The 21,831-nt window shown below is 64.8% G+C and carries 21 protein-coding genes; 11 read left to right on the top strand and 10 right to left on the bottom strand.

Going from position 1 to position 21,831, the window contains the following annotated elements:
* Positions 1 to 20: 20 nt before the first annotated feature.
* The 5 genes from sufD to SMD10_RS11745 all read right to left on the bottom strand — a co-directional run bounded on the left by sufD (position 21) and on the right by SMD10_RS11745 (position 5,227).
* A complete protein-coding gene (gene sufD, locus SMD10_RS11765) occupies positions 21 to 1,277 on the bottom strand; it encodes a Fe-S cluster assembly protein SufD (RefSeq protein WP_331685885.1) in 1,257 nt (418 codons plus the stop codon).
* Positions 1,278 to 1,279: 2 nt separating this feature from the next.
* Entirely contained in the window at positions 1,280 to 2,035 is a 756-nt protein-coding gene (sufC, locus tag SMD10_RS11760) for a Fe-S cluster assembly ATPase SufC (protein ID WP_331685884.1), read from the bottom strand.
* 10 nt (positions 2,036 to 2,045) lie between these two features.
* Positions 2,046 to 2,375, bottom strand: a complete 330-nt coding sequence (locus SMD10_RS11755; protein WP_331685883.1) for an antibiotic biosynthesis monooxygenase family protein — start codon at positions 2,373 to 2,375, stop codon at positions 2,046 to 2,048.
* Positions 2,372 to 3,898 carry a Fe-S cluster assembly protein SufB gene (gene sufB, locus SMD10_RS11750; RefSeq protein ID WP_331685882.1) on the bottom strand — a complete coding sequence of 509 codons (1,527 nt, stop codon included), beginning with the start codon at positions 3,896 to 3,898 and terminating at the stop codon, positions 2,372 to 2,374. Before sufB ends, SMD10_RS11755 begins: the two co-directional genes overlap by 4 nt.
* 135 nt (positions 3,899 to 4,033) lie before the next feature.
* The gene (locus tag SMD10_RS11745; RefSeq protein WP_331685924.1) at positions 4,034 to 5,227 is read right to left on the bottom strand and encodes a cysteine desulfurase family protein; all 1,194 of its coding nucleotides are present in this window, start codon (positions 5,225 to 5,227) and stop codon (positions 4,034 to 4,036) included.
* Positions 5,228 to 5,425: 198 nt separating this feature from the next.
* On the opposite strand from SMD10_RS11745, the gene SMD10_RS11740 reads away from it, so the two are divergent.
* On the top strand, positions 5,426 to 6,100 hold the full coding sequence (locus SMD10_RS11740; protein WP_331685881.1) for an alpha/beta hydrolase: 675 nt from the start codon (positions 5,426 to 5,428) through the stop codon (positions 6,098 to 6,100).
* Between the two features lie 35 nt (positions 6,101 to 6,135).
* Here SMD10_RS11740 and SMD10_RS11735 read toward each other — a convergent pair whose 3' ends face one another.
* A complete protein-coding gene (locus tag SMD10_RS11735) occupies positions 6,136 to 6,894 on the bottom strand; it encodes a nucleotidyltransferase domain-containing protein (RefSeq protein ID WP_331685880.1) in 759 nt (252 codons plus the stop codon).
* A gap of 9 nt (positions 6,895 to 6,903) precedes the next feature.
* The gene (locus SMD10_RS11730) at positions 6,904 to 8,037 is read right to left on the bottom strand and encodes an anhydro-N-acetylmuramic acid kinase (RefSeq protein WP_331685879.1); all 1,134 of its coding nucleotides are present in this window, start codon (positions 8,035 to 8,037) and stop codon (positions 6,904 to 6,906) included.
* A 101-nt stretch (positions 8,038 to 8,138) separates the two neighbouring features.
* Here SMD10_RS11730 and tyrS point away from each other — a divergent pair, with 101 nt between their 5' ends.
* Complete coding sequence (gene tyrS, locus SMD10_RS11725; RefSeq protein ID WP_331685878.1) at positions 8,139 to 9,395, top strand: tyrosine--tRNA ligase; 1,257 nt, start codon at positions 8,139 to 8,141, stop codon at positions 9,393 to 9,395.
* Between the two features lie 9 nt (positions 9,396 to 9,404).
* On the opposite strand, the gene SMD10_RS11720 is transcribed toward tyrS, so the two are convergent.
* Positions 9,405 to 12,746: a hypothetical protein gene (locus SMD10_RS11720; protein WP_331685877.1), complete on the bottom strand. Its 3,342-nt coding sequence runs from the start codon at positions 12,744 to 12,746 to the stop codon at positions 9,405 to 9,407.
* A 226-nt stretch (positions 12,747 to 12,972) separates the two neighbouring features.
* On the opposite strand from SMD10_RS11720, the gene SMD10_RS11715 reads away from it, so the two are divergent.
* Together SMD10_RS11715 and SMD10_RS11710 are read left to right on the top strand one after the other, a co-directional pair.
* On the top strand, positions 12,973 to 13,449 hold the full coding sequence (locus SMD10_RS11715; RefSeq protein WP_331685876.1) for a peroxiredoxin: 477 nt from the start codon (positions 12,973 to 12,975) through the stop codon (positions 13,447 to 13,449).
* Between the two features lie 171 nt (positions 13,450 to 13,620).
* Positions 13,621 to 14,940: a M23 family metallopeptidase gene (locus tag SMD10_RS11710; RefSeq protein ID WP_331685875.1), complete on the top strand. Its 1,320-nt coding sequence runs from the start codon at positions 13,621 to 13,623 to the stop codon at positions 14,938 to 14,940.
* A 36-nt stretch (positions 14,941 to 14,976) separates the two neighbouring features.
* Here SMD10_RS11710 and prfB read toward each other — a convergent pair.
* Positions 14,977 to 16,105, bottom strand: a protein-coding gene (gene prfB, locus SMD10_RS11705; RefSeq protein ID WP_331685874.1) for a peptide chain release factor 2 whose coding sequence is annotated in 2 segments (ribosomal slippage) — positions 14,977 to 16,035 and positions 16,037 to 16,105 — 1,128 coding nt in all. Because the reading frame shifts where the segments join, the coding sequence is not laid out codon by codon here.
* Positions 16,106 to 16,281: 176 nt separating this feature from the next.
* On the opposite strand from prfB, the gene SMD10_RS11700 reads away from it, so the two are divergent.
* Positions 16,282 to 17,451 (top strand): ISAs1 family transposase, encoded by a 1,170-nt coding sequence (locus SMD10_RS11700; RefSeq protein WP_331685873.1) that lies wholly within the window; start codon positions 16,282 to 16,284, stop codon positions 17,449 to 17,451.
* 89 nt (positions 17,452 to 17,540) lie between these two features.
* Positions 17,541 to 18,101 (top strand): RBBP9/YdeN family alpha/beta hydrolase, encoded by a 561-nt coding sequence (locus tag SMD10_RS11695; protein ID WP_331685923.1) that lies wholly within the window; start codon positions 17,541 to 17,543, stop codon positions 18,099 to 18,101.
* Between the two features lie 126 nt (positions 18,102 to 18,227).
* On the opposite strand, the gene SMD10_RS11690 is transcribed toward SMD10_RS11695, so the two are convergent.
* Positions 18,228 to 18,557, bottom strand: a complete 330-nt coding sequence (locus SMD10_RS11690; protein WP_331685872.1) for a DUF1476 domain-containing protein — start codon at positions 18,555 to 18,557, stop codon at positions 18,228 to 18,230.
* 253 nt (positions 18,558 to 18,810) lie between these two features.
* On the opposite strand from SMD10_RS11690, the gene purC reads away from it, so the two are divergent.
* The 5 genes from purC (at position 18,811) to SMD10_RS11665 (ending at position 21,827) form a co-directional block, all read left to right on the top strand.
* The gene (gene purC, locus SMD10_RS11685; protein WP_331685871.1) at positions 18,811 to 19,575 is read left to right on the top strand and encodes a phosphoribosylaminoimidazolesuccinocarboxamide synthase; all 765 of its coding nucleotides are present in this window, start codon (positions 18,811 to 18,813) and stop codon (positions 19,573 to 19,575) included.
* 65 nt (positions 19,576 to 19,640) lie between these two features.
* Complete coding sequence (gene purS, locus SMD10_RS11680; protein WP_331685870.1) at positions 19,641 to 19,883, top strand: phosphoribosylformylglycinamidine synthase subunit PurS; 243 nt, start codon at positions 19,641 to 19,643, stop codon at positions 19,881 to 19,883.
* A gap of 17 nt (positions 19,884 to 19,900) precedes the next feature.
* The gene (purQ, locus tag SMD10_RS11675; protein ID WP_331685869.1) at positions 19,901 to 20,581 is read left to right on the top strand and encodes a phosphoribosylformylglycinamidine synthase subunit PurQ; all 681 of its coding nucleotides are present in this window, start codon (positions 19,901 to 19,903) and stop codon (positions 20,579 to 20,581) included.
* A 77-nt stretch (positions 20,582 to 20,658) separates the two neighbouring features.
* Positions 20,659 to 21,021, top strand: a complete 363-nt coding sequence (locus SMD10_RS11670; protein ID WP_331685868.1) for a hypothetical protein — start codon at positions 20,659 to 20,661, stop codon at positions 21,019 to 21,021.
* Between the two features lie 215 nt (positions 21,022 to 21,236).
* Positions 21,237 to 21,827 carry a hypothetical protein gene (locus SMD10_RS11665; RefSeq protein ID WP_331685867.1) on the top strand — a complete coding sequence of 197 codons (591 nt, stop codon included), beginning with the start codon at positions 21,237 to 21,239 and terminating at the stop codon, positions 21,825 to 21,827.
* Positions 21,828 to 21,831: the final 4 nt, after the last annotated feature.

Below are 21,831 nucleotides of genomic sequence, written 5' to 3'. Positions count from 1 at the left end.
AGATGAAGGTGCCACTTAAGTCAGGCGTGCGTTTCGAGCCAGCGATCGATGCGTGCCTCCAACGCTTCGACGATCGCCTCGTCCTCGATTTCCTCGACCACCTCGTCGACGAAGGCCTTGACCAGAAGCGCCCGCGCGGGCTGCTCGGGAATGCCGCGCGACATCAGGTAGAACAGATGGTCCGGATCGATCTCGCCGGCCGTCGCGCCATGCCCGCACAGCACGTCGTCGGCGAAGATCTCCAGCTCCGGCTTGGCGGAAAACCCGCCCTCATCCGACAGGAGTAGCGAATTGCACGCCATCTTCGCATCGGTTTTCTGGGCCGGCTGCGAGACGCGGATCATGCCCTGGAACACGCCCTGCCCGCCGCGCACCACGTTGCGGAAGGTCTCCGTCGCCGTGGTGTTGGGAACCTGGTGGTTGAGCGTCGTCGTCACGTCCACGTGCTGCCCGTCGGCGAGCAGATTGACGCCGCGAATGCGGATATCGGCGCCCTCGCCTTCGGTCACGGCGTGCACTTCCGAGCGCACGAGCGCGCCGCCGGCGTTGAGCACGAAGAGCAGGAGCTTGGCGTCGGCGCCGAGCCTCACATTGAGCTGGCCGAGGTGCGTTTCACCGCCGCTCTTTTCCTGGTCGACGATCCACAGCACTTCCGCGCCGTCGCCCAGCGCCAGTTCCGCGACCCCGGTCGACAGCGCGCTGGCCGTTCCGGGCGACAGGCGCTCGACGAAGGTCGCCTTGGCGCCCGCGCCGACCTCGCAAACCGCGAAGGCGTGGCTGCCGGCGGCACCGGGCTCCGGCCGCAGCTCGATCGAGGCGGTAGGCTGCTGCCCTTCGGCGACCGTCACCCGCGATGCTTTGGCGCCGAAGACGACGTTGAGCAGCCGGATGGTGTCGAAGTCTCGGTCGAGATGGTTGAAGGAATGATTCCATTCGGCCTGCTGGTCGACCGTCTCGACGGTGACGCCGGCGGGCGGTGTGGAGCCACCGTCGGAACCGACATTGACGACATAGCCGTTCGGTAGCAGCGGCGGCAGAAGGCTGTCGTCCGCCTCATCGCCCGCGACCACCTCCGGCGCGGTTCGGCCGAGAAGGTTGCGCAGATCGGTATAGTGCCAAGCCTCGGTCCGCCGGCTCGGCAGTCCTTCCTGCCGCAGGATGTCGAGCGCCGTCTGGCGGCCGTCCGAACCGCTCGACGTCTCGCCGACGAGCAGGGCGGCCCGCTCGATCAGGACCTCCTCGCCGGGCGACTTCTGTCTGGTCTTCGCGATATCCATGATCAGGCCGCCTCGTCGATGATCTGGGCGTAGCCCTGTTCTTCGAGCTGCAGGGCCAGTTCCTTGCCGCCCGTGGTGATGACGCGGCCCTTGTAGAGCACATGCACGGTGTCCGGCACGATGTGCTCGAGCAGGCGCTGGTAGTGGGTGATCACAAGGAACGCGCGCTCCGGCGAGCGCAGCGCGTTGACGCCCTCGGAGACGATGCGCAGCGCGTCGATGTCGAGGCCGGAATCGGTTTCGTCCATGATGCAGAGCTTCGGCTCGAACAGCGACATCTGCAGGATCTCGGCGCGCTTCTTCTCGCCGCCCGAGAAGCCGACGTTGAGCGGCCGCTTGAGCATATTGGTGTCGATCTGCAGGTGGCCGGCCGCCTCCTTGACGGCACGCATGAACTCCGGCGTCGTCAGTTCGCTCTCACCGCGCGCCTTGCGCTGGGCGTTGAGCGCCGTGCGCAGGAAGGTCATCGTCGCGACGCCGGGGATCTCCAGCGGATACTGGAAGGCCAGGAAGATGCCGGACGCGGCGCGCTCGGCCGGATCCAATTCCAGGATGGATTCGCCGTTGTAGAGGATGTCGCCCTCGGTGACCTCGTAGTCCTCGCGGCCCGCGAGGATGTAGGACAGCGTCGATTTGCCGGAGCCGTTCGGCCCCATGATGGCGGCAACCTCGCCCGGCTGCACGGTCAGGTTCACGCCGCGCAGGATTTCGGTGCCGTCCTCGGCCACACGGGCGTGCAGGTTCTTGATTTCAAGCATTGTTCGCTTCCTAAAAGCTTTGGCCGTAGATGCGCGCATCGCGCAGTTCGTAATGTTGTGAGCGCTGGTCGTATCGCTTCAGGACAGCGCGGGCCGCGGCGGGCACGTAGCATTGCTCGTAATCCTCGCCGACGAAGGCTCTCACGCTGTCGAGCGATTCGAACTCCATGATGGTGATGAATTCGACCTCGTCGGAAAGCGCCCGCCGCAGCACCTCGAAACGGCGCAGACCGGGAATGTGCTTTCCCTCGATCTCCTTCATCACCTCGCTGCGAAGCAGGGTTTCGTATTCGTCAGCGCGGTCTGGAGACGTATAGCCATGCCAGATCCGCTTGATCATCCCACGGAACCTTCGAGGCTGATGTTGATCAGCTTCTGCGCCTCGACGGCGAACTCCATCGGCAGCTGCTGGATCACGTCACGGACGAAGCCGTTGACGATCAGCGCGATGGCCTCCTCCTCCGGGATGCCGCGCTGCATGCAGTAGAACAGCTGGTCCTCGGAGATCTTCGACGTCGTGGCCTCGTGCTCGAAGCGGGCGGAGGAGTTCTTCGCCTCGATGTAGGGCACCGTATGTGCGCCGCATTCGTTGCCGATCAGCAGCGAGTCGCAGTTGGTGAAGTTGCGCGCGTTCGACGCCCGCCGCTGCGCCACGACCTGGCCGCGATAAGTGTTGTTCGAATTGCCGGCCGAAATGCCCTTGGAGATGATGCGGCTCACGGTGTTCTTGCCGAGATGCAGCATCTTGGTGCCGGAATCGATCTGCTGATACCCGTTGGACACCGCGATCGAATAGAACTCGCCCTGCGAATTGTCGCCGCGCAGAATGCAGGACGGATACTTCCAGGTGATCGCCGAGCCGGTTTCGACCTGGGTCCAGGAGATCTTGGAGTTCTTGCCGCGACAATCGCCCCGCTTGGTGACGAAGTTGTAGATGCCGCCCTTGCCGTCCTTGTCGCCCGGATACCAGTTCTGGACGGTCGAGTATTTGATTTCCGCGTCGTCGAGCGCGATCAACTCGACCACTGCGGCGTGAAGCTGGTTCTCGTCGCGTTGCGGCGCGGTGCAGCCTTCCAGGTAGGAGACGTAGGCGCCCTTGTCGGCGATGATCAGCGTGCGCTCGAACTGGCCGGTGTTGCGCTCGTTGATGCGGAAATAGGTCGACAGCTCCATCGGGCAGCGCACGCCCTCCGGCACGTAGACGAACGAGCCATCGGTAAAGACCGCCGAGTTGAGCGTCGCGTAGAAATTGTCCGAGGTCGGCACCACCGAGCCCAGATACTTGCGCACCAGATCCGGATGTTCGCGGATCGCCTCGGAGATCGGCATGAAGATGACGCCGGCCTTCTGAAGCTCCTTCTTGAAGGTGGTGGCCACCGAGACGGAATCGAACACCGCGTCAACGGCAACGCGGCCGCGCTGGCTGCCCGCGTCCTCGCCGCCGTCCTCGTCGAGTTGCGAGGGTTCCTCCGGCTTGCGCACGCCGGCCAGGATCTCCTGCTCCTTCAGCGGGATGCCGAGCTTTTCATAGGTCGCCAAAATCTCCGGATCGACCTCGTCCAACGACTTGGGACCGGACATCGACTTGGGCGCCGCGTAGTAGTGGATGTCCTGGAAGTCGATCTCGGGATAGTTCAGCCGCGCCCAGGACGGCTCTTCCATGGTCTTCCAGCGGGCGAAGGCCTCGAGCCGCCAGTCGAGCATCCATTGCGGCTCGCCCTTCTTGGCGGAGATCAGCGCGATGATGTCCTCGTTCAGCCCCTTGGGGGCCACGTCCATCTCGATGAGGGTCTCGAAACCATACTTGTATTGATCGACATCGATCTGGCGCACCTGATCGATGGTTTCCTGAACAGCAGGCATTTGGCGTCTCCATACTCGCCGGATTCAAAGTCCGGTGGTCGGTTCGGACCGGCCGATCACGGCCGTCAGTCTCACATGGGGCCTCGCGCGCCGAAAATGAAGGCGAAAAGTGCGTGGTCCCCGGCTCATTCCTCCTCAAGCCGCGGCGCGGCCGGATGCTTCTTTGTCTGTCCGCGCGATCAATGCCTCATACGCTCCAACAAACGCATCAATGTCCTCGTCCGTCGTCTCATAACCCAGGCTGAGCCGAATGGCACCGTCCTTTGGATCCACGGGGCAACCGGCCGCATGCATCGCGGCCAGCACATGGCTCGGCCCGACCTTGCCCGATGTGCAGGCCGAGCCCGCCGACACGGCAAATCCCGCAAGATCGAGCGCGATCTGCGCCGTCTCGGCGCGGAGACCGGGATACGCCACGGCCAGCGTGTTGGCCAGTCGCGGCGCCGCGCCTCCCAGGACAAGGCATCGCCCGGACAACCGATGCAGGCCGGCTTCCAGGCGATCACGCAGGCTCCTTATCCGCAGATCGGCGTCGGGCATCCGACTCGCAGCCGTACCAGCGGCCGCGCCGAAGCTCGCGATCAGGGGCACGGCCGGCGTTCCGGCGCGCCGGTAGCCCTCCTGTCCGCCACCGGTGACGAGCGGCAGCGGCCGACGTCGCTTGCCGGACAGGACGAAGGCGCCGACACCCTTGGCCGCGCCGATCTTGTGGCCGGAGAGGATCAAGGCGTCCGCGCCGGAAGCGGCCATGTCGATGGGCAACCGCCCCGCCGCCTGAACGGCATCGACCACCAGGATCACGCCATGCTCGCGGCAGACGTCGACAATGGCGGACAACGGCTGCACAACGCCGGTCTCGCTGTTGGCCCAGGTGAAGGCCAGCATGCCCCGACCCGGCTCCGGCAGGGTCCGCAACCAGGCGTGCAGCGTATCCATACGCAGCAGCCCGTCGGCATCGACGGCAAGCCGCGTCACGCGGTCAAGCGCAAACCGTCCGCCGTCGCGGATCGCCGGGTGATCGGTGTCGATGACGGCAAGCCGGTCGAGTTCGATTTCCTGGCCGTCTTCGATCCAGATTGGTGACAAGCAGGTCGAGGCAGCCTCGCTGGCGCCGCTGGTGAAGACCACTTCCGCCGGTTTGCCGTTCACCAGTCTGGCGACGCTGCGCCGGGCCTCTTCCACGACCGCACGCGCAGCCTGGCCCTCCTGATGGACCGAGGACGGATTGCCGACCAGATCCAGGGCGTTCACCAGCGCGGTGCGCGCCTCCGGCAACAGCGGCGCCGAGGCGTTGTGGTCGAGGTAAATCCGGTGCGGTGCGGCAGCCATCAGCGAAGACAAGTGCTCCAACGACCTTCGTTGATCTTCATGCGCAAATTTCTTGAATTGGCGCATCGTCCTACACTAGATAGCGCCGTTGGTGAATGAGCGTATCTTAGAAGCGTTCTAACGTCGAGACCCGCGAAATCGCGTGTCCTTTGTCAAACCATCCTGAAAACACGCGTTCGTTTCGACAGGAAGTCAGTTATGCCCGAAGTCATCTTTAATGGACCTGCCGGCCGCCTGGAAGGCCGGTATCAGGCCGCCAAACAGAAGAACGCGCCGATCGCCATGGTTCTGCACCCGCATCCGCGGTTCGGCGGGACGATGAACAATCAGATCGTCTACCAGCTCTTCTATATGTTCGTGGAACGTGGGTTCACCACGCTGCGCTTCAATTTTCGCGGCATCGGCCGCAGTCAGGGCGAGTTCGACCACGGCGCCGGTGAGCTGTCGGACGCAGCCGCCGCGCTCGACTGGGTGCAGAGCCTGCATCCGGATTCCAAGCAGTGCTGGGTGGCCGGCTACTCGTTCGGCGCGTGGATCGGCATGCAACTGCTGATGCGGCGCCCCGAAATCGAGGGCTTCCTGTCGATCGCGCCGCAGCCCAACTCTTACGACTTCTCGTTCCTGGCGCCCTGCCCGTCATCCGGCCTGATCATCCACGGCGACAAGGATCGTGTGGCACCGCCGAAGGATGTGCAGGTCCTGGTCGATAAGCTGCATTCGCAAAAAGGCATCGTCATCACTCAGAAGACGATGGAAGGCGCGAACCACTTTTTCACCGACAGGACCGACGAACTGCTGGCGGAATGCGCGGACTACCTCGACCGCCGCATTGCCGGCGAGCTTTCCGATCCGAGGCCGAAGCGTCTCCGATAGGACGCCCGGTCTCTCGCCGGACCGGTCTTGTCGGCCTACGTCTGGTCGCGAGACAACCTTGCGCTTGCCGGCGCGGTGAGCCGATACCCGACCCAAAGCGCTCCGCCGTGCCGGGCAAGCTCACGCTTGGCCAGAGACGCGATCGGCTCGCCGTCCCCTTCGCAAAGGCGATACATGGCATCGTCGAATTCGCCGGCGAGTGCCGGGTCCAGGTCGGCGAGCAGCCGAGGAATCCATTTGCCCTGGCCGGACCATCGTCTTCTGCCGAGAAGGATGAGGTCGGCCAACGGCTTATGAAGGCTTGCGGCGATCGCCCGAAGCTCGGCCGCCGAGCGGCCGGCGCCGATATCCTCCAAGAGATCGGTGATGCGGTAGCGAAGCTCATCGAGCTGAGTTGACGTCAGTGGCGGCGGGCCCTGCGCCAGCATGTCCGCCGCCTCAGTCTGCAATGCGCAAGCCAACGCCGCATCCGGACCAACCGGCCGGCCCTCCGCGACCATGGCGACGATGCTCGGAACGCCTCTCTGGGCATCCTCGGCCATGAACCAGGCCAGCGTTTCGTCATCGTGGACGAAGGCTTCGACGGGAAATCCTTCGGCATAAAAGGATTCCCGCCACGCGGCATCGAGACGTTCGAACACGACGACCAGATCGATGTCGGAGGTCGCCGTCCCTTCGCCTCGCATGATCGAACCGGCAGCGAAGCCGCACCGGGCCTCCGGGAAGCGCGAGAGCAGGATAACCGTCGCGGCCTCGAGCGCGCGCTTTTCTCGATCGTCCGTTTCGCCTCCCATGCCCTCGACCTATGGTTCGACCAGCACGCCACCCGTCGTCGGCGCATGGCAGCCCGTGGTCGTCGGCCAGGTGATCGGCAGCCCCTTGAGAGAGCGCACCGCCAGATAGGCCCAGGCCTCGGCCTCGACCGCGTCGCCGGCGATCCCGGCCTCTTCCGCGGCGATGACCCGACCGCCGCGCTCGGCAACTGCCGCCGCCAGATCGGCCATGATCACCGGGTGGCGGCGGCCACCGCCGCAGACCACCCAGAGCATCGGCGCCTTCGGGAAGTGTTCGACCGAACGCGCGATGGCCTGCGCCGTCACATGGCAGAGCGTACGCGCCACATCCTGAAGCGAACCCGCTTCCTTAGCCGGGGCGATGAAATCGGCGCGGTCGAGCGACTTGGGCGCCGGGTGCACGAAGAAGGCCGATGTCAGATAGGTCTGAGCCAGTGCCGGGATGACGCGCCCGCGCGCTGCGATCGCGCCGTCTTCGTCGTAGGCCAGCCCGGCCTCCTGCTCGACCCATTGGTCGAGCAGGTTGTTGCCGGGCCCGCTGTCGAAGGCGATCGGATCGTGTCCGGGCTCGATGAAGGTGACGTTGGATATTCCCCCGATGTTGACGAAGACCACCGGGCCATCCCCACTGAGGTCCGCCAGCGGTCCGGCGGCCAGGGCGGCGTGATAGGCCGGAGCCAGCGGCGCGCCTTCGCCTCCGGCCGCCATGTCGGCTGCGCGCAGGTCGTAGACCACCGGACGCCCGAGAGCCTTTGCCAGGCGCTCTCCATCGCCGAGCTGCACGGTCAGGGCATGATCCGGTCGATGCAGTACCGTCTGGCCGTGGAAGCCGATCACGTCGACGCTGCCGAGATCGATGCCCTGCCCGGCCGCAAACCGCGCGACCGCGTCGGCGTTGCGATCGGTCAGGTCGTCCTCCAGCGCCTTGAGGCCGTCCGGCCGGTCCTGGCGATGCAGGATCGACTTCGCCGGCTCCAGCTCGGCGATGACGCGCGCCCGCAGATCCGCATCATACGGAAAGCCCATGGACGGACCGCGCGCGACCACGGCCTCGCCGTCCGTCTCGATCAGGGCCACGTCGATGCCGTCCATCGAGGTGCCGCTCATCAGGCCGATGGCCCGTACCCTCCCTGATGTCGGCATTGTCGTTCTCCCGGTCTGGAATTCTGAGTGAATGCTGATAAACCGCTGCGGTCCGTGCCGAGTTGGCGTTGTTTCCAGCGCCGCCAAGAGGATCAGCAATCATGTCCGGCTTCAAGTCCGAGTTTTTGAACACGCTCGAAGAGCGCGGGTTCATCCACCAATGCTCCGATTTCGAGGGGCTCGATGCCCTGGCTGCCAAGGGCGAGGTCGTGGCCTATGTGGGGTACGACTGCACGGCGCCATCGCTGCACATCGGCAACTTCCTGACCATGATGATGCTCCATTGGCTGCAGCAGTCGGGCAACAAGCCGATCACACTGATGGGCGGCGGCACGACCATGGTCGGCGATCCGTCCGGCAAGGACGAGACGCGCCCGATGCGCACGCTCGACGAGATCGAGGCCAACAAGGCGTCGATCCGCGGCGTGTTCGCCAAGGTGCTGTCCTTCGGCGACGGCAAGACCGACGCGACGATGGTCGACAACGCGGAATGGCTTCTGAAGCTCGGCTATATCGACATGCTGCGCGAGGTCGGCCGCCATTTCTCGGTCAACCGCATGCTGACCATGGATTCGGTCAAGCTGCGGCTCGATCGCGAGCAGGAGATGAGCTTCATCGAGTTTAACTACATGGTCTGCCAATCCCACGACTATGTGGAGCTGGCGCGCCGCTATGGCTGCAATCTGCAGATGGGCGGATCGGATCAGTGGGGCAACATCGTCAACGGCGTCGATCTCGGCCGCCGCATGGGGACGCATCAGCTCTACGCGTTGACCACGCCACTGCTGACCACGGCCTCCGGCACCAAGATGGGCAAGACGGCCAAGGGCGCGGTCTGGCTCAACGCCGAGCAGTTCAGCCCATGGGATTTCTGGCAGTACTGGCGCAACACCGAGGACGCCGACGTCGGGCGCTTCCTCAAGCTCTTCACGATCCTGCCGATGGACGAGATCGCCAAGCTCGAAGCCCTGGGCGGCGCTGAGATCAACGAGGCCAAGAAGGTGCTGGCGACCGAAGCCACCGCGTTGCTGCACGGACGCGCTGCGGCCGATGAAGCGGCGGAGACGGCGCGCAAGACCTTCGAGGAAGGCGCGCTGGCCGAAACGCTTCCGACGATCGACGTGCCGGCGGCCGAGTTCCAGGGCGGCATCGGCCTGCTCTCGCTGTTCGTCACCGCGGGTCTGGCGGCATCGAATGGCGAGGCCCGTCGCCACATGAAAGGCGGCGCGGTCAGGGTCAACGATCAACCGGTCTCCAACGAAAAGATGGCGATCGGGCCGGCCCAGCTTCAGGACGGCGATGTCGTGAAGCTGTCACTCGGCAAGAAGCGCCACGTGCTGGTGCGGCCCGTCGGCTGACGGGGCGCCTCAGTACTCGAAGATGCGCCGGAAGATGCCCGGTGCGATCGCCGAGATCGGATTGACGGTGAGCGTCGGCGAGGAAAAAGCGCCGGCCAGCCGATAGGTGATGCCGATCAGTCCGCCCTCGTTGCCGTTGCCGAGGATCTGGCCGAACAGCGGGATCGCGCCGAAGATGCGGTTGACGCCGTAGGCCGGCATGAACGAGCCGGAGATATCGATGCGGCCGTGTTCGTCGCGCAGCGTTCCGGCGAAGCTCGAGCCGAAGACCGGACCGCGGACGATGCCGTCCTCGACCATCAGGCGGCGGGCTCCATAGGTGATGTTCGCCGAGGCATGGTCGAAAAACGCCCGCTCTGTCTCGATGTCGCGGCCGAGGGCGCCGGCCAGGCTGGCGCGTTCGGGATCGGGCGTCGCCGTCACCAGGCTCGACAGCCGCGGCTCGTCGACCAGCGTAAAATCCTGCAATTGCAACCGTCCGCGATAGCCGGTCGTGCCCGAGCCGATCAGCTGCAGCGAGCCGCCGCCGCCGCGCATGTGCTCGTAAAGCCCCGTGAACGCCAGCATCGCACCGGTGTCGCTGCTGGTGACGCTCAGCGCTTGCGCACCGTTTCGCGGCGCGATGTCCACGGCAACCTTGCCGCCCGTGGTGGTCTTCGCCGCGACGGAGAGGGCGGCAATCTCGCGGCTGGTGCCGGCATAGTTGAGCATGAAGCCGATCAGGTCCGAATCGCCGAAGCCGGTGACGCGATCGATCGTCACGCCGATATCGAGCTGGTCTCCAGTATCGGAAGGGCGATCGGCGCTGTCGATTTCGGTGGCGAGATCGGAGCGGATGTCCTGCAGCAGAGATCGGGCGTCGAACCGCTTCCCACCAACCCGGAGGCTGAGTCCATTGGCGACGCGCTGCAGCCCGAACGAGATGTCGTCGTTCGGATTGAGGGCCACCTTGTCGAACGAGGCTGAACGGAGCCCCTTGCCGTCGAGAATCATCTCGCCGCGGGCCTCGAAACCCTGCCCCGACAGGACGACGTTTTTCAGCTCGGTTCCGTTTTCGGCCGAAACGAGATCGAAGGTCAGCCCGGCGGCCACGCCCTTGCCCTTGCTCCAGCCCACCCATGGCAAGGTCAACTCGGCGTTTTCGAGATCGAACGACGCGGTGTCCCTATCGGCCTCATGCACCACCGTGCCCGTGACGGTCCCGTCCACGATATCGCTCAGGCCCGACATCGCCTGGTGGATCTCATCGCCGGTCAAGAGCAGGCCGATGGTGATCGTTTCCTTGAGATCCGCCCCTTCCCGCAGCGGATGCACGACGGAAAAGGTTGCCGGCAGGCCGTCCAACTTGCCGCCGAGTTCGCCGGTGATCCGGTCGGGAAGAACGGTGCCGGTTCCACTGAGTTCGGAGAGGTTGCGGCCGTCGACGGGCTTGGCGATATCGACCTTGTCCAACTGAAAACCGACCGACCAGGACCGCAGGCGATCCTTCTCCTCCAGCTGTCTGCCGAGAACGAGTTCGACCTCGACCTGAACTTGGGCATTGCCGGAAAAGTCGGACGCGGAGATATCCTCCTTGCGGAGGGCGTTGACCGGATCGAGGTCGGCGATCGACAAGAGTTCGTCGGCCGCACCGGACAGCGCCAGGGACAGGTTCGCCAGCGTGGTTCGGTCAGGTTGCTTGGCGAAATTGATCGAGGAAGGCTCGACGGCGACATTCGCGAATCCGTCGACCTTTGCCTGTTCGACCGAGACCGCGGTGTGCGGGCCCCGGGTCGCGACATGACCGCTGACGGCGGAGAGATGCGGCATGTCGCCGAGCGTGCCGAAATCGACGTTCTCCAAATCGACGTCGAGTTGCAGTTCGTCCTCGTTCGGATCTTTGTCCGGGTCGAGTGCCCGCTGCAGGCCCTGTCGATCGAAGTTCAGAACGATCGAGCCGCCGGTCACGCGGCCGCCATCGCCGAAATGGTCGAGGATCCAGCCACGCGTCTCGCTCGAAAGCATGAACGGCCAAAACGCCTTGACGGTGGCCGTGTCGATGCCGACCGTGTCGAAACGCGCGCGAACCGTCCCGTCCGGAGAGCCGTATTCGGCACGTCCCGAACCGACTAAGGCGTTTTTGTCCGATCCGATCGAGATCTCGGACAGATTGAAGACGCGACCGGGGAGATCGAGCTCGGCCTCCAAGCTGAAATCGGCCGCCTGGGTCTGTCCCGGCGCAAGTCCGATCGTGGAGCGCAGATTGCGCGTCGCCAGCGATATGGCCATCGGTCCTGGCTTCTGGCCGGCCGGCCGCTCGGCGGAAACGGCACCGACCAGATCGAAGGAGACGCCCTCGAAGGCCATCGGCGACGGTTCGACCACGAACCGGCCGTCACCCTCGCGATGCGACACGTTCAGCTCGGCATCTCGAACGATCGTCTTGGCCTTGCCGACCTGGATCGTGCCGTCGCCGAGCCCACCCGAAAAACGCAGATCATACCCCTCGTTCGGCTCGCGGTCGTCGATGACGAGGGAGAGCCGTGCATGAGCATCGGTTGCAATAGGTTTGCGCGCGCCGGGTTCCTCGGTCGGCGGCATCACGGCGCCGAGATCGAGGTCGGTTGCGCCCAGTTCGAGCCACTGGAAACGACCGTCGCGCGGGTCTACGACCATGCGGCCCGACAACGGAAGAACGAAGCCGTCGACCTCGGCCGTCGAGGCCAGGCGGATCGAGCCCGTCGAATCGCGTTCCAGCCGCGAGGATCGAATGAGGATGGAGCGGGCCGGGATCGGCAAGGCCGCCAGCCCCGTCAGCTCGATATCCTCCAGCGTCACGAGATGGAAATCGAAACGGGCGAAGAGCTGGGTCTGATCGCGCAAGTGTTGGACCAGCGCGTCGGCCAGTCCGACGATGCGTTGCGGGGCGTCGACCTCGCTCTCGTCCTGTCGAGGCTCACCCGGCAGCGGCGGCAGCAGGCCGCCGACGTCGATAGCCGCCCCGCGAACCGCGAGATGGTCGAGGGCGAGCTTGTTCGCCAGAAGCGGCCAAAGCTTGAGGCCGACTTCGATACTTTCCACGTGCGTCGACTGATCGGGCGCATCGAGGCGCGCCAGTTCGGCATCCTGCCATCGCACCGCAAGCGTTCCCTCGGGGCCGAAGCCGACGTGCTGGTCGTCCAGCCGGATCGTGTAGTGTGGGCCGAGCAGCCTGCCGACCGCAGCCTCCGTACGCTCGGCAACGAATCGTTGCCCGGCCTCGGTGTTCAGCACGGCGAACAGGAGAGCGATCGCGATGATCGACAAAGCGACGACGGCGGCCAGGATCGCTGCAGAGAATCGAATGGCGTGTCTGATGGAAGACGAGATCATCCTAGAGAAACTGGCCGGGTTTCTCGACGTCTGTCATGGCACGATCCTGGTCTCGTCGAAGCCGTCCATCGAACGTTGCCTTTCCATAGTCAAGCAGCAAAGCGACGCGCAGGCCTGTGGCGCTTTCAACGGCTATATGCGACCAACCGGAAGTGAAGCTTGCGTGGGGCTCCGCGCTCTGCCCAAGCTTCTCTCTCACAATCCTTTTCGCCGAAAGGAAGGCATGATGACAACGATCGACGTGGGCGATCCCTGCCCGGACTTCGCCCTGCCGGACGAGGCCGGACAGACGGTCTCGTCCCAGACGTTCAACGACAGGATCTTCGTCCTTTATTTTTATCCCAAGGACGATACGTCCGGCTGCACCGCCGAAGCGATCGATTTCAGCGCGCTCGCCGACGATTTCGACAAGATCGGCGTGGCCGTTCTGGGCGTCTCGCCAGATCCGGTGAAAAAGCATGCGAAGTTCAAGGACAAGCACGCTCTCGCCGTCACGCTTCTGGCCGACGAGGAGAAGGCGTTGCTCGGTGCGTTCGGCACCTGGGTCGAGAAAAGCATGTACGGCCGCAAATATATGGGCGTCGAGCGCACGACGGCGCTGATCGGCCGCGACGGCCGAATCGTTTGCATCTGGCGCAAGGTCAAGGTTCCCGGTCATGCCCAGGAGGTGCTCGCCGCCGCCCGCGACCTGGCAGCGGGATAGCGCTCCGAGCTTACCTCCGACGTCGCTTGAGCAACGGTCCAAGGCTTGCGCGACAAGGCTTTGCGAGGGGCGCGAGGCCGTCTGAAAGTCTTTGTTAACCCTAACAAGGTCTAATCACGACATTGAGAAGGCATAAGCCCCCGCAGGACGTGTAATCAGTTGGACCGAACGATGACGGCAGCCCAGCTTAGAAGTATCTTCGGAGAATCGAAGCAGCCGCATACCGTCATCATTGCGCGCGGTGAAAAGAGCCGCGAGTTCACGGTGCGTCCCCTGGTGCTGGCTCTCGCGGCCGGTGCCGCTTCCCTGCTCCTGATGGGCTCCCTCGGCTCCGCGTCCTACGTCGTGATCAGCGGCGAACTGCCGTCGATCGGCGGGCAGGCTGAGGTCGAGCAGGACTACGAAACGCGGATCGCGGCCCTGAGGGCCCAGCTCGATCGCGTGACCAGCCGACAGATGATCGACCAGCAAACGCTGCGCACCAAGGTCGACGTGCTTCTCGACCAGCAGGACGAACTCTCCGAGCGCTACAACAAGCTGACGCCTTTGTTGAAGAAGGCGGAGGCCGTGGGCCTGCTACCGACCGATATACCGGTGCCGACACCCCGACCCGCTCGTAGCGAGAAGTTTGCCGCCGCCGAAGCGGATCTCGATGCCTCGTTGCTGGCGTTCGCGCCGGCCGCGCGGACCGACAGGCTGGCCCGCTTCTCGCTCATCGATCACTCCCCCCAGAAGGATCCGGTCGTTTCGTCTGATGCCCGCGCCTCGGCTCAGCCCCCTGCCGGCGCCGATATCGACCGTGGGGACTTCATTCTGCGGATCGGCGATTCGCTGGACGACGTGGAAAAGGACCAGATCGCGCAGGTCCAGATCCTGACGCAGAACGCCTGGCAGAAGGCCGGTGCGATCGCGGCCGCGCTGCGAGCCGGCGGCCTGACGGTCCCGCCGCAGTCGGAAACGGACGGCCAAGGCGGCCCGCTCGTTCCGATCCGCGAATCATCGGTGTTCGACTCGGCCTTCAATGAGCTCGATGCGGCGCTCGGCGAGCTGGAAGCATTGAAGACGGCGACTACGCGGCTGCCGCTGCGTTCCCCTGTCGTCGCCTTGCGGATCAGCAGCAGCTTCGGCGTGCGCGGTGATCCGTTTCTCGGGACGAAGGCGATGCACACCGGCATCGACTTCGTCGCGCTCCGGGGATCGGCCGTCACCGCGACGGCCGGTGGCCGCGTCGTCTATGCGGGCAGCAACGGCGGCTATGGCAACATGGTCGAGGTCGATCACGGCGGCGGGTTCACGACCCGCTATGCTCACCTGTCGCGCATCTCCGTGAGCGTCGGCCAGGAGGTGATGGCGGGCGAGGTGGTCGGCGCCGTGGGCTCGACGGGCCGCAGCACCGGCCCGCACCTGCATTACGAGGTTCGCGAGAACGGCCGGGCGGTCAATCCCAGCCGCTTCCTGCAGATCGGCCGCGAAATCCGGTCCATCGCCTGACCGGACGCGCGCACCGGCGCGGCTCCCTCTCGTGCGTCAGTCGATATCGGCCACAGCAGTGTCGCCGCCGTGCACCCGATGCGCCAAGGCGGCTTCCATGAACTCGTCGATTTCGCCGTCGAGCACGTCCTGCGGCGCGGTGTTCTCCACGCCGGTGCGAAGGTCCTTGACCAGCTGATAGGGCTGCAGGACGTAGGAACGGATCTGATGGCCCCAGCCGATATCGGTCTTGGAAGCCTCTTCCGCGCTGGCCGCCTCCTCACGGCGCTTCAGCTCCGCTTCGTAGAGGCGGGCCCGCAGCATCGACCACGCCGTCGCCCGGTTCTTGTGCTGCGACCGCTCGGCCTGGCACTGGACGACGATGCCCGAGGGCAGATGTGTGATGCGCACCGCCGAGTCGGTGGTGTTGACGTGCTGCCCGCCCGCGCCCGACGACCGGTAGGTGTCGATGCGGCAGTCGGACTCGTTGACCTCGATCTCGATAGAATCGTCGACAACGGGATAGACCCACACCGACGCAAAGGAGGTGTGCCGCCGCGCATTGCTGTCGAAAGGCGAGATGCGGACGAGACGATGAACGCCGGACTCCGTCTTCAGCCAGCCATAGGCGTTGTGGCCCTTGACCAGAATCGTCGCCGACTTGATGCCGGCCTCCTCGCCCGGATTTTCCTCGAGCACCTCGACCTTCATGCCGGCGCGTTCCGCCCAGCGCATGTACATGCGCAGCAGCATCGACGCCCAATCCTGGCTCTCGGTGCCGCCGGCGCCCGAATGCACTTCCAGATAGGTATCGTTCTCGTCGGCCTCGCCGGACAGCAATGCCTCGACCTGCCGCTTGGCGAGATCGCCCTGAATGTGACGGATCACCGCCTCGGCCTCGGTGACGACGTCTCGGTCGCCCTCCGCTTCGCCCATCTCGATCAGATCGAGACTATCGCTCAGGTCCCGCTCCATGCCACGGATGGCGGTGATCGAGGTTTCCAGCTGCTGACGCTCGCGCATCAGCTTCTGCGCCTCGACCGGATCGTTCCAGATGGAGGCGTCCTCGGCCTTGGCGTTCAGTTCTTCCAGTCGTTTGAGGGAGACATCCCAGTCAAAGATGCCTCCTCAGCAGGCCGATCGCCTGCTTGATTTCGTCGACCATGGATTCGATCTCGGCACGCATGCCGCAACCTCGCTTGCAAGGGATCAGTTGAGAGTCGGGCCGCGAACATAGGGATGGCGCCCAAGACTGTAAAGCGCCCGCCGTCCGGCCCCAGGGCTCCGAACTCAAATGACATTGGGTGACGGGTTGCGCAGAGACTGATTCCATGGCGGCGGTTGATTCGAGGAGCCGCCGCCATGTCGCCTACTGCCGATGCCCTGGGCGCCAAGTCGCGTCTGGCTGTTCTGCTGGAGCATTTTGCCGAGATCGAGGACCCGCGCGATGTCAGGCGGATCTATCATCCATTGCCGGAGATCCTGCTCCTCGTCGTCTGCGGGTCGATGGCCGACTGCGACGACTACGAGAACATCGCCGCCTGGGGAAAGGCGCATCTGTCGTTCCTGCGCCGCTTCCTGCCCTACGAGCATGGCGTGCCGGGCGATCGCTGGCTGACCATCCTGATGAACCGGATCAGTCCGGCGCTGTTCTCCCAGGCCTTCACCGACTGGGTGCGCGCCACCTGGCCGGAGCGGGCCGACCTCGTGGCCATCGACGGCAAGACCTCCCGCCGCAGCCACGACAGGGGCAAGGGCCAGGCACCGATCCACCTGGTCTCGGCCTTCGCCACCACTGGCCGGCTCGTTCTCGGCCAGGAGGCGGTGCCGGACAAGGCCAGCGAACTCGCGGCAATCCCGGTGCTCCTGGAGCGGCTTGGGGCCGAGGGCGGGCTCGAGGGGGCGCTCGTCTCCATCGACGCCATCGCCACCAACGCCACCATCGCCAGTGCCATCCGCGCCGAGGGCGCCGATTACCTCTTGGCCGTGAAGGCCAACCAGCCGACGCTTCGGGCCGAGGTCGAAGCCTGCTTCGACGACGCCTCCTCCGGCACGATCGACACCGACATCCAGTGCGACAAGGGCCATGGCCGCATCGAGGAGCGGACCGTCCACGTGCTCCGCGAGGTCGACTGGCTCGCCGGCCAGCGCCGCTTTCCCGGCGAACTGCGCTTGCCCGACGCTGCCTGCATCGTCAGGGTGCAGAGCCGCACCCAACTGGCCGACCGCAGGCGCTTCGACACGCGCTACTTCATCTCCTCCGCCGCCCTCTCCGCCCCCAAGGCGGCCGAGGCCGTGCGCGGCCACTGGGCCATCGAGAACCGGCTTCACTGGGTGCTCGACGTCACCTTCGCCGACGATCAATCCCGCCTCAGAAAGGGCCATGGCGCCAAGAATATGGCCGTCGTCCGCCACTTTGCCCTCAACCTCATCCGCAGCGCAACCGACAAGAACTCCCTGAAAACCCGCCGTAAACTCGCAGGATGGTCGACAGACTACCTCGCCGAACTCCTCACACCATCCCTTCAGTAATTTGGATTCGGAGCCCTGCGTCCGGCCCAAGCTGCGGCCCGGGCGGGGCGTCCTTGACAAGCCCCCTCGCCTTCCACATCTGCGCCAGGATGCGCGTTTCCGAAGCCGATATCCTGATCATCCCCGGATACAAGAATTCCCCGCCGGAGCATTGGCAGAGCCGATGGGAACGACGCCTGTCGACCGCTCGACGGGTGGAACAGGCGGATTGGGGCAAACCCGAGCGCGATCTCTGGACCGCGGCGACGGCCGATGTCGTCGCCGACTGTGAGCGGCCGATCGTACTCGTCGCCCATTCGCTCGGCGTGGCGACCGCCGTCCAATCCGTGCCGCAGTTCTCCAAGCCGGTCGCGGGCGCATTCCTCGTCGCGCCGCCGGACGTCGCCAACCCGGCGATCAGACCCAAGCATCTGATGACGTTCGGCCCCTACCCGCGCGATCCGCTGCCCTTTCCGTCCGTGGTGGTCGCGAGCCGGAACGATCCGTTTTCCTCCTTCGAAGCAGCGGAGGACGCCGCAGCAGCCTGGGGATCTCTCTTCATCGACGCCGGTGAAGCCGGCCACCTCAACGCCGAGAGCGGCCATGGCCCCTGGCCCGAAGGGCTGTTGACGTTCGGCAAGTTTCTGTCCCGCCTTTCGCCCCGGCCCTGAGCCATCGAGCCCGACATGGCCACGGCCGCGCTCGGCGGCCCGCCCGATGTCGCCGCGAGACAAGGCGACGGCGCTTCATCTCGCGCGATGGGAGCCCGCGTCGACCGCCCGGAGCCCCGAGCTTCGCTATTGGTCCTGGGCCAGGGTCTTCAGCTCGAGTTCGGCCTTCGCCAGCATGTCGCTCATGGTGCGTTGGATCTGGTGGTCCGACTGCCGTACGCCCGCCTCGTCGAAATCCGCCCGGATCTTGGCAAAGACCTCGTCGTCGGTGGGAGCATTGACGTTGGCCGTCGCGACCTCCCGCGCGTAGACCTTGGCCTCGATATTGGATTTGCCGAGTTTTTCGGCCGCCCATAGAGCCAGAAGCTCGTTCCTCCGCACTCTTGCCCGGAAGCGGAAGGTTTCGTCGTTGACATAGCCGGCCTCGAAATCCCGGCTTCGATCGCTGATCGACATGATCGTGGTCCTCCCCACAAAGAGCCGCACTCTTTCCAATGGGCAGGATAGCATTTTTCCCACCATTTTGCCACGTGACGGGTTGGCAAAATGGTGGGGGATAGGCCTCGCGCGATCTTGCCTTGACCTCTTCCAAATCCCAATTTGCAATCACGGCAATTGTTTGCCGTGGGCGATTGGTCTAACACCCGCTCGAAGATCATCAGCTTGTGGCGCCCTTTCCCAGGGGCGCGCCCATCAGATAGAGCCCCTTATGACACGTCGCCGCCGTATCTACGAAGGCAAGGCCAAGATTCTTTACGAAGGTCCGGAACCCGGCACCTTGGTGCAGTTCTTCAAGGACGACGCCACCGCCTTCAACAAGAAGAAACACGACATCATCGACGGCAAGGGCGTCCTCAACAACCGCATTTCCGAGCACATCTTCAGCCATCTGAACAAGATGGGAATCCCGACCCACTTCATCCGGCGGCTCAACATGCGCGAGCAGCTGATCAAGGAAGTGGAGATCATTCCGCTCGAAGTCGTGGTGCGCAACATCGCGGCCGGCTCTCTGGCCAAGCGCCTGGGCATCGAGGAAGGCACGGTGCTGCCGCGCTCGATCATCGAGTTCTATTACAAGGCCGATGCGCTCGACGACCCGATGGTGTCGGAAGAACACATCACCGCCTTCGGCTGGGCCAGCCCGCAGGAGATCGACGACATCATGGCGCTCGCCATCCGTGTCAACGATTTCCTCTCCGGGCTCTTCCTCGGCATCGGCATCCAGCTCGTCGACTTCAAGATCGAGACCGGCCGCCTGTTCGAGGGCGACATGATGCGCATCGTCGTGGCCGACGAGATCTCGCCGGACTGCTGCCGGCTGTGGGACGTGCAGACCCAGGACAAGCTCGACAAAGACCGCTTCCGCCGCGACATGGGCGGACTGGTCGAAGCCTATCAGGAAGTCGCCCGCCGGCTCGGGATCATGAACGAGAACGATCCGCCCCGCCCTTCCGGCCCGGTGTTGGTCAAGTAGCCCGCAGGCTGGCACCGGGACCCCGACAACCCCTCCGCATCGTACCACGCAAGGCAGACTGAGCCGTGATCAAAGCCCGCATCATCGTCACCCTCAAGACCGGCGTGCTCGATCCGCAGGGCAAGGCGATCGAGGGAGCGCTGGGCTCTCTGGGCTTTAGCGGCGTCGATGAGGTTCGGCAGGGCAAGGTCTTCGACGTCGTGCTGGAAGGCGACGACAGAGCGAAGGCCGAAGCCGACCTCAAGGACATGTGCGACAAGCTGCTCGCCAACACGGTGATCGAGAACTACTCCGTCGAGATCGGCTAGAGACCGCAGGAGAACCGATGAAAACCGCCGTCGTCCTCCTGCCCGGCCTCAATCGCGACCGCGACATGATCGCGGCGCTGACCACGATCACCGGCAAGCCGCCGGTCACGGTCTGGCAGACCGAAACGGACATCCCGCCGGCCGACCTGATTGTCATTCCGGGCGGCTTCTCCTTCGGCGACTACCTGCGGTGCGGTGCCATCGCGGCGCGTGCGCCGGTGCTCAGAGCGGTGGCCGAGGCGGCCGGCCGAGGCGTGCCGGTGCTCGGCGTCTGCAACGGCTTTCAGATCCTCTGCGAGGCCGGGCTTCTTCCCGGCGTCCTCATGCGCAACACGTCGCTGCGTTTCGTTTGCCGCGAGGTGAAGCTCGAGGTCGTCAACGCCGACACGCGCTTCAGTTCCGCCTATTCGGCGGGCCAAGTCATCCGCTGTCCCGTCGCCCACCATGACGGCAACTATTTTGCCGACGACGCGACGCTGGAGCGGCTGGAGGGCAATGCCCAGATCGTGTTCCGCTACGCCGAGGGAACGAATCCCAATGGCGCGGTCCGCGACATCGCCGGGATCGTCAACGAAGCCGGCAACGTGCTCGGCCTGATGCCGCATCCGGAAAATCTCATCGAGCCGGAGCATGGCGGCACCGACGGACGCGGCGTCTTCGAAAGCGTGCTCGGGCTGGCGGCCAGGGCGGCCGCGTGATCGAGCCGCGGCCCAGGAGGGCTCTCCCGTCACCCGCAAGACCGGCTCTTCGACCGGCGGCGGTTGCCGCGCTCGGCGTGGCCACTCTTCTGGCCGGATGCGGTACGCCGCCGCCGTCGCCGACCGCGGCTACCGATACCGGCCTCGACCGGATGGAGCGGCTGACGCTTCTCGCCAACCGTTGCTGGTTCCAGTCGAACGATCCGGCGTTTGCCACTTATACCTTAGCGCCCGAGCTGTCGTCCTATTCGGGCCGGCCGCGGTTCCTTCTGGTGCCGCATGGCCAGCCGGAGGCCCGACCGTTGCTGGTCGTCGAGGGACAAAGCGGCGCGCGGGATGTCGCGATCTACGGTCCTTTGTCCGGCAAGCCGGATATCGGCCCGCGCATCCACGGCGATCTGGACCGCTGGGGCCACGGGTCCGACGCCTGTTCGGCCTGACGACGGCGATCCCATCGGGGCGATATCGCCACGGTGCATTTGCAAGGGTTGGCTGTGCCAAATCCGAACAAGCGGAGAATAATTTTTGCGGACGACCGGCAAAGCGCTTGCCGTCGGCCGCGTTCACTGTCATCCAGCCTTAGTAATTGTTCGATGGTGCTGCAGTGCGTCCCCCCCAATATCCTTCTGTTCCCCAATGGCTCGGCCTCGGAATCGTGCTGCTGTTGATCGGCGCGGGAATCGGCTGGTTCATCGAGAGTGAGACCCCGTACGCAGCCACATGGTTTGCCGAAAACGGCCCTGTCGAATGGCCACAGGCCGTCGTAGTGGGGCTTGCTGCCGTCGTCTTCGCCGTCTGTGCCTGGCGCTCGCCCGGACCGCTCGGCACATGGTGCATCCCGATCGCCTATCTGCTCGCCTGCGCGATCGTCCGGGAAATGCCGGCCTGTGAAAGCCACTTCTACGACGGCGGCGCGTGCATCGAGAGGTCCTGGAAAACGGTCCTCGTGACCACTGGCGGCGCGATCATGCTCGTCGGATTCTTTTTGCGACGCCATAATCTCATGGCGATGATCAAGCCGCGCTGGAGCTTCGTCTTCTGGCCGCTCGGGATCGCATTTCTGCTGTTGATCGTCGCAGAGGTCGGCGAGAAATTCGGCCATGAGGGAATCGAGGAAATGCTCGAATTCTCGGCCTATATCCACGCTTTCTGCTTCAGCGTCTGGGTTTTCGGCCAGACGCGACGTCCACAGCCGACAGGACGGTCTGAGCGCTCGCACGTTCCCTTTGGTCGGCCGATCGTCTAGACCG

Origin of the sequence: Consotaella aegiceratis, from assembly GCF_036541425.1 — a bacterium.
In the GTDB taxonomy this organism is placed as follows: domain Bacteria; phylum Pseudomonadota; class Alphaproteobacteria; order Rhizobiales; family Rhizobiaceae; genus Consotaella; species Consotaella aegiceratis.
This window is presented reverse-complemented; position numbering and strand designations above follow the sequence as displayed.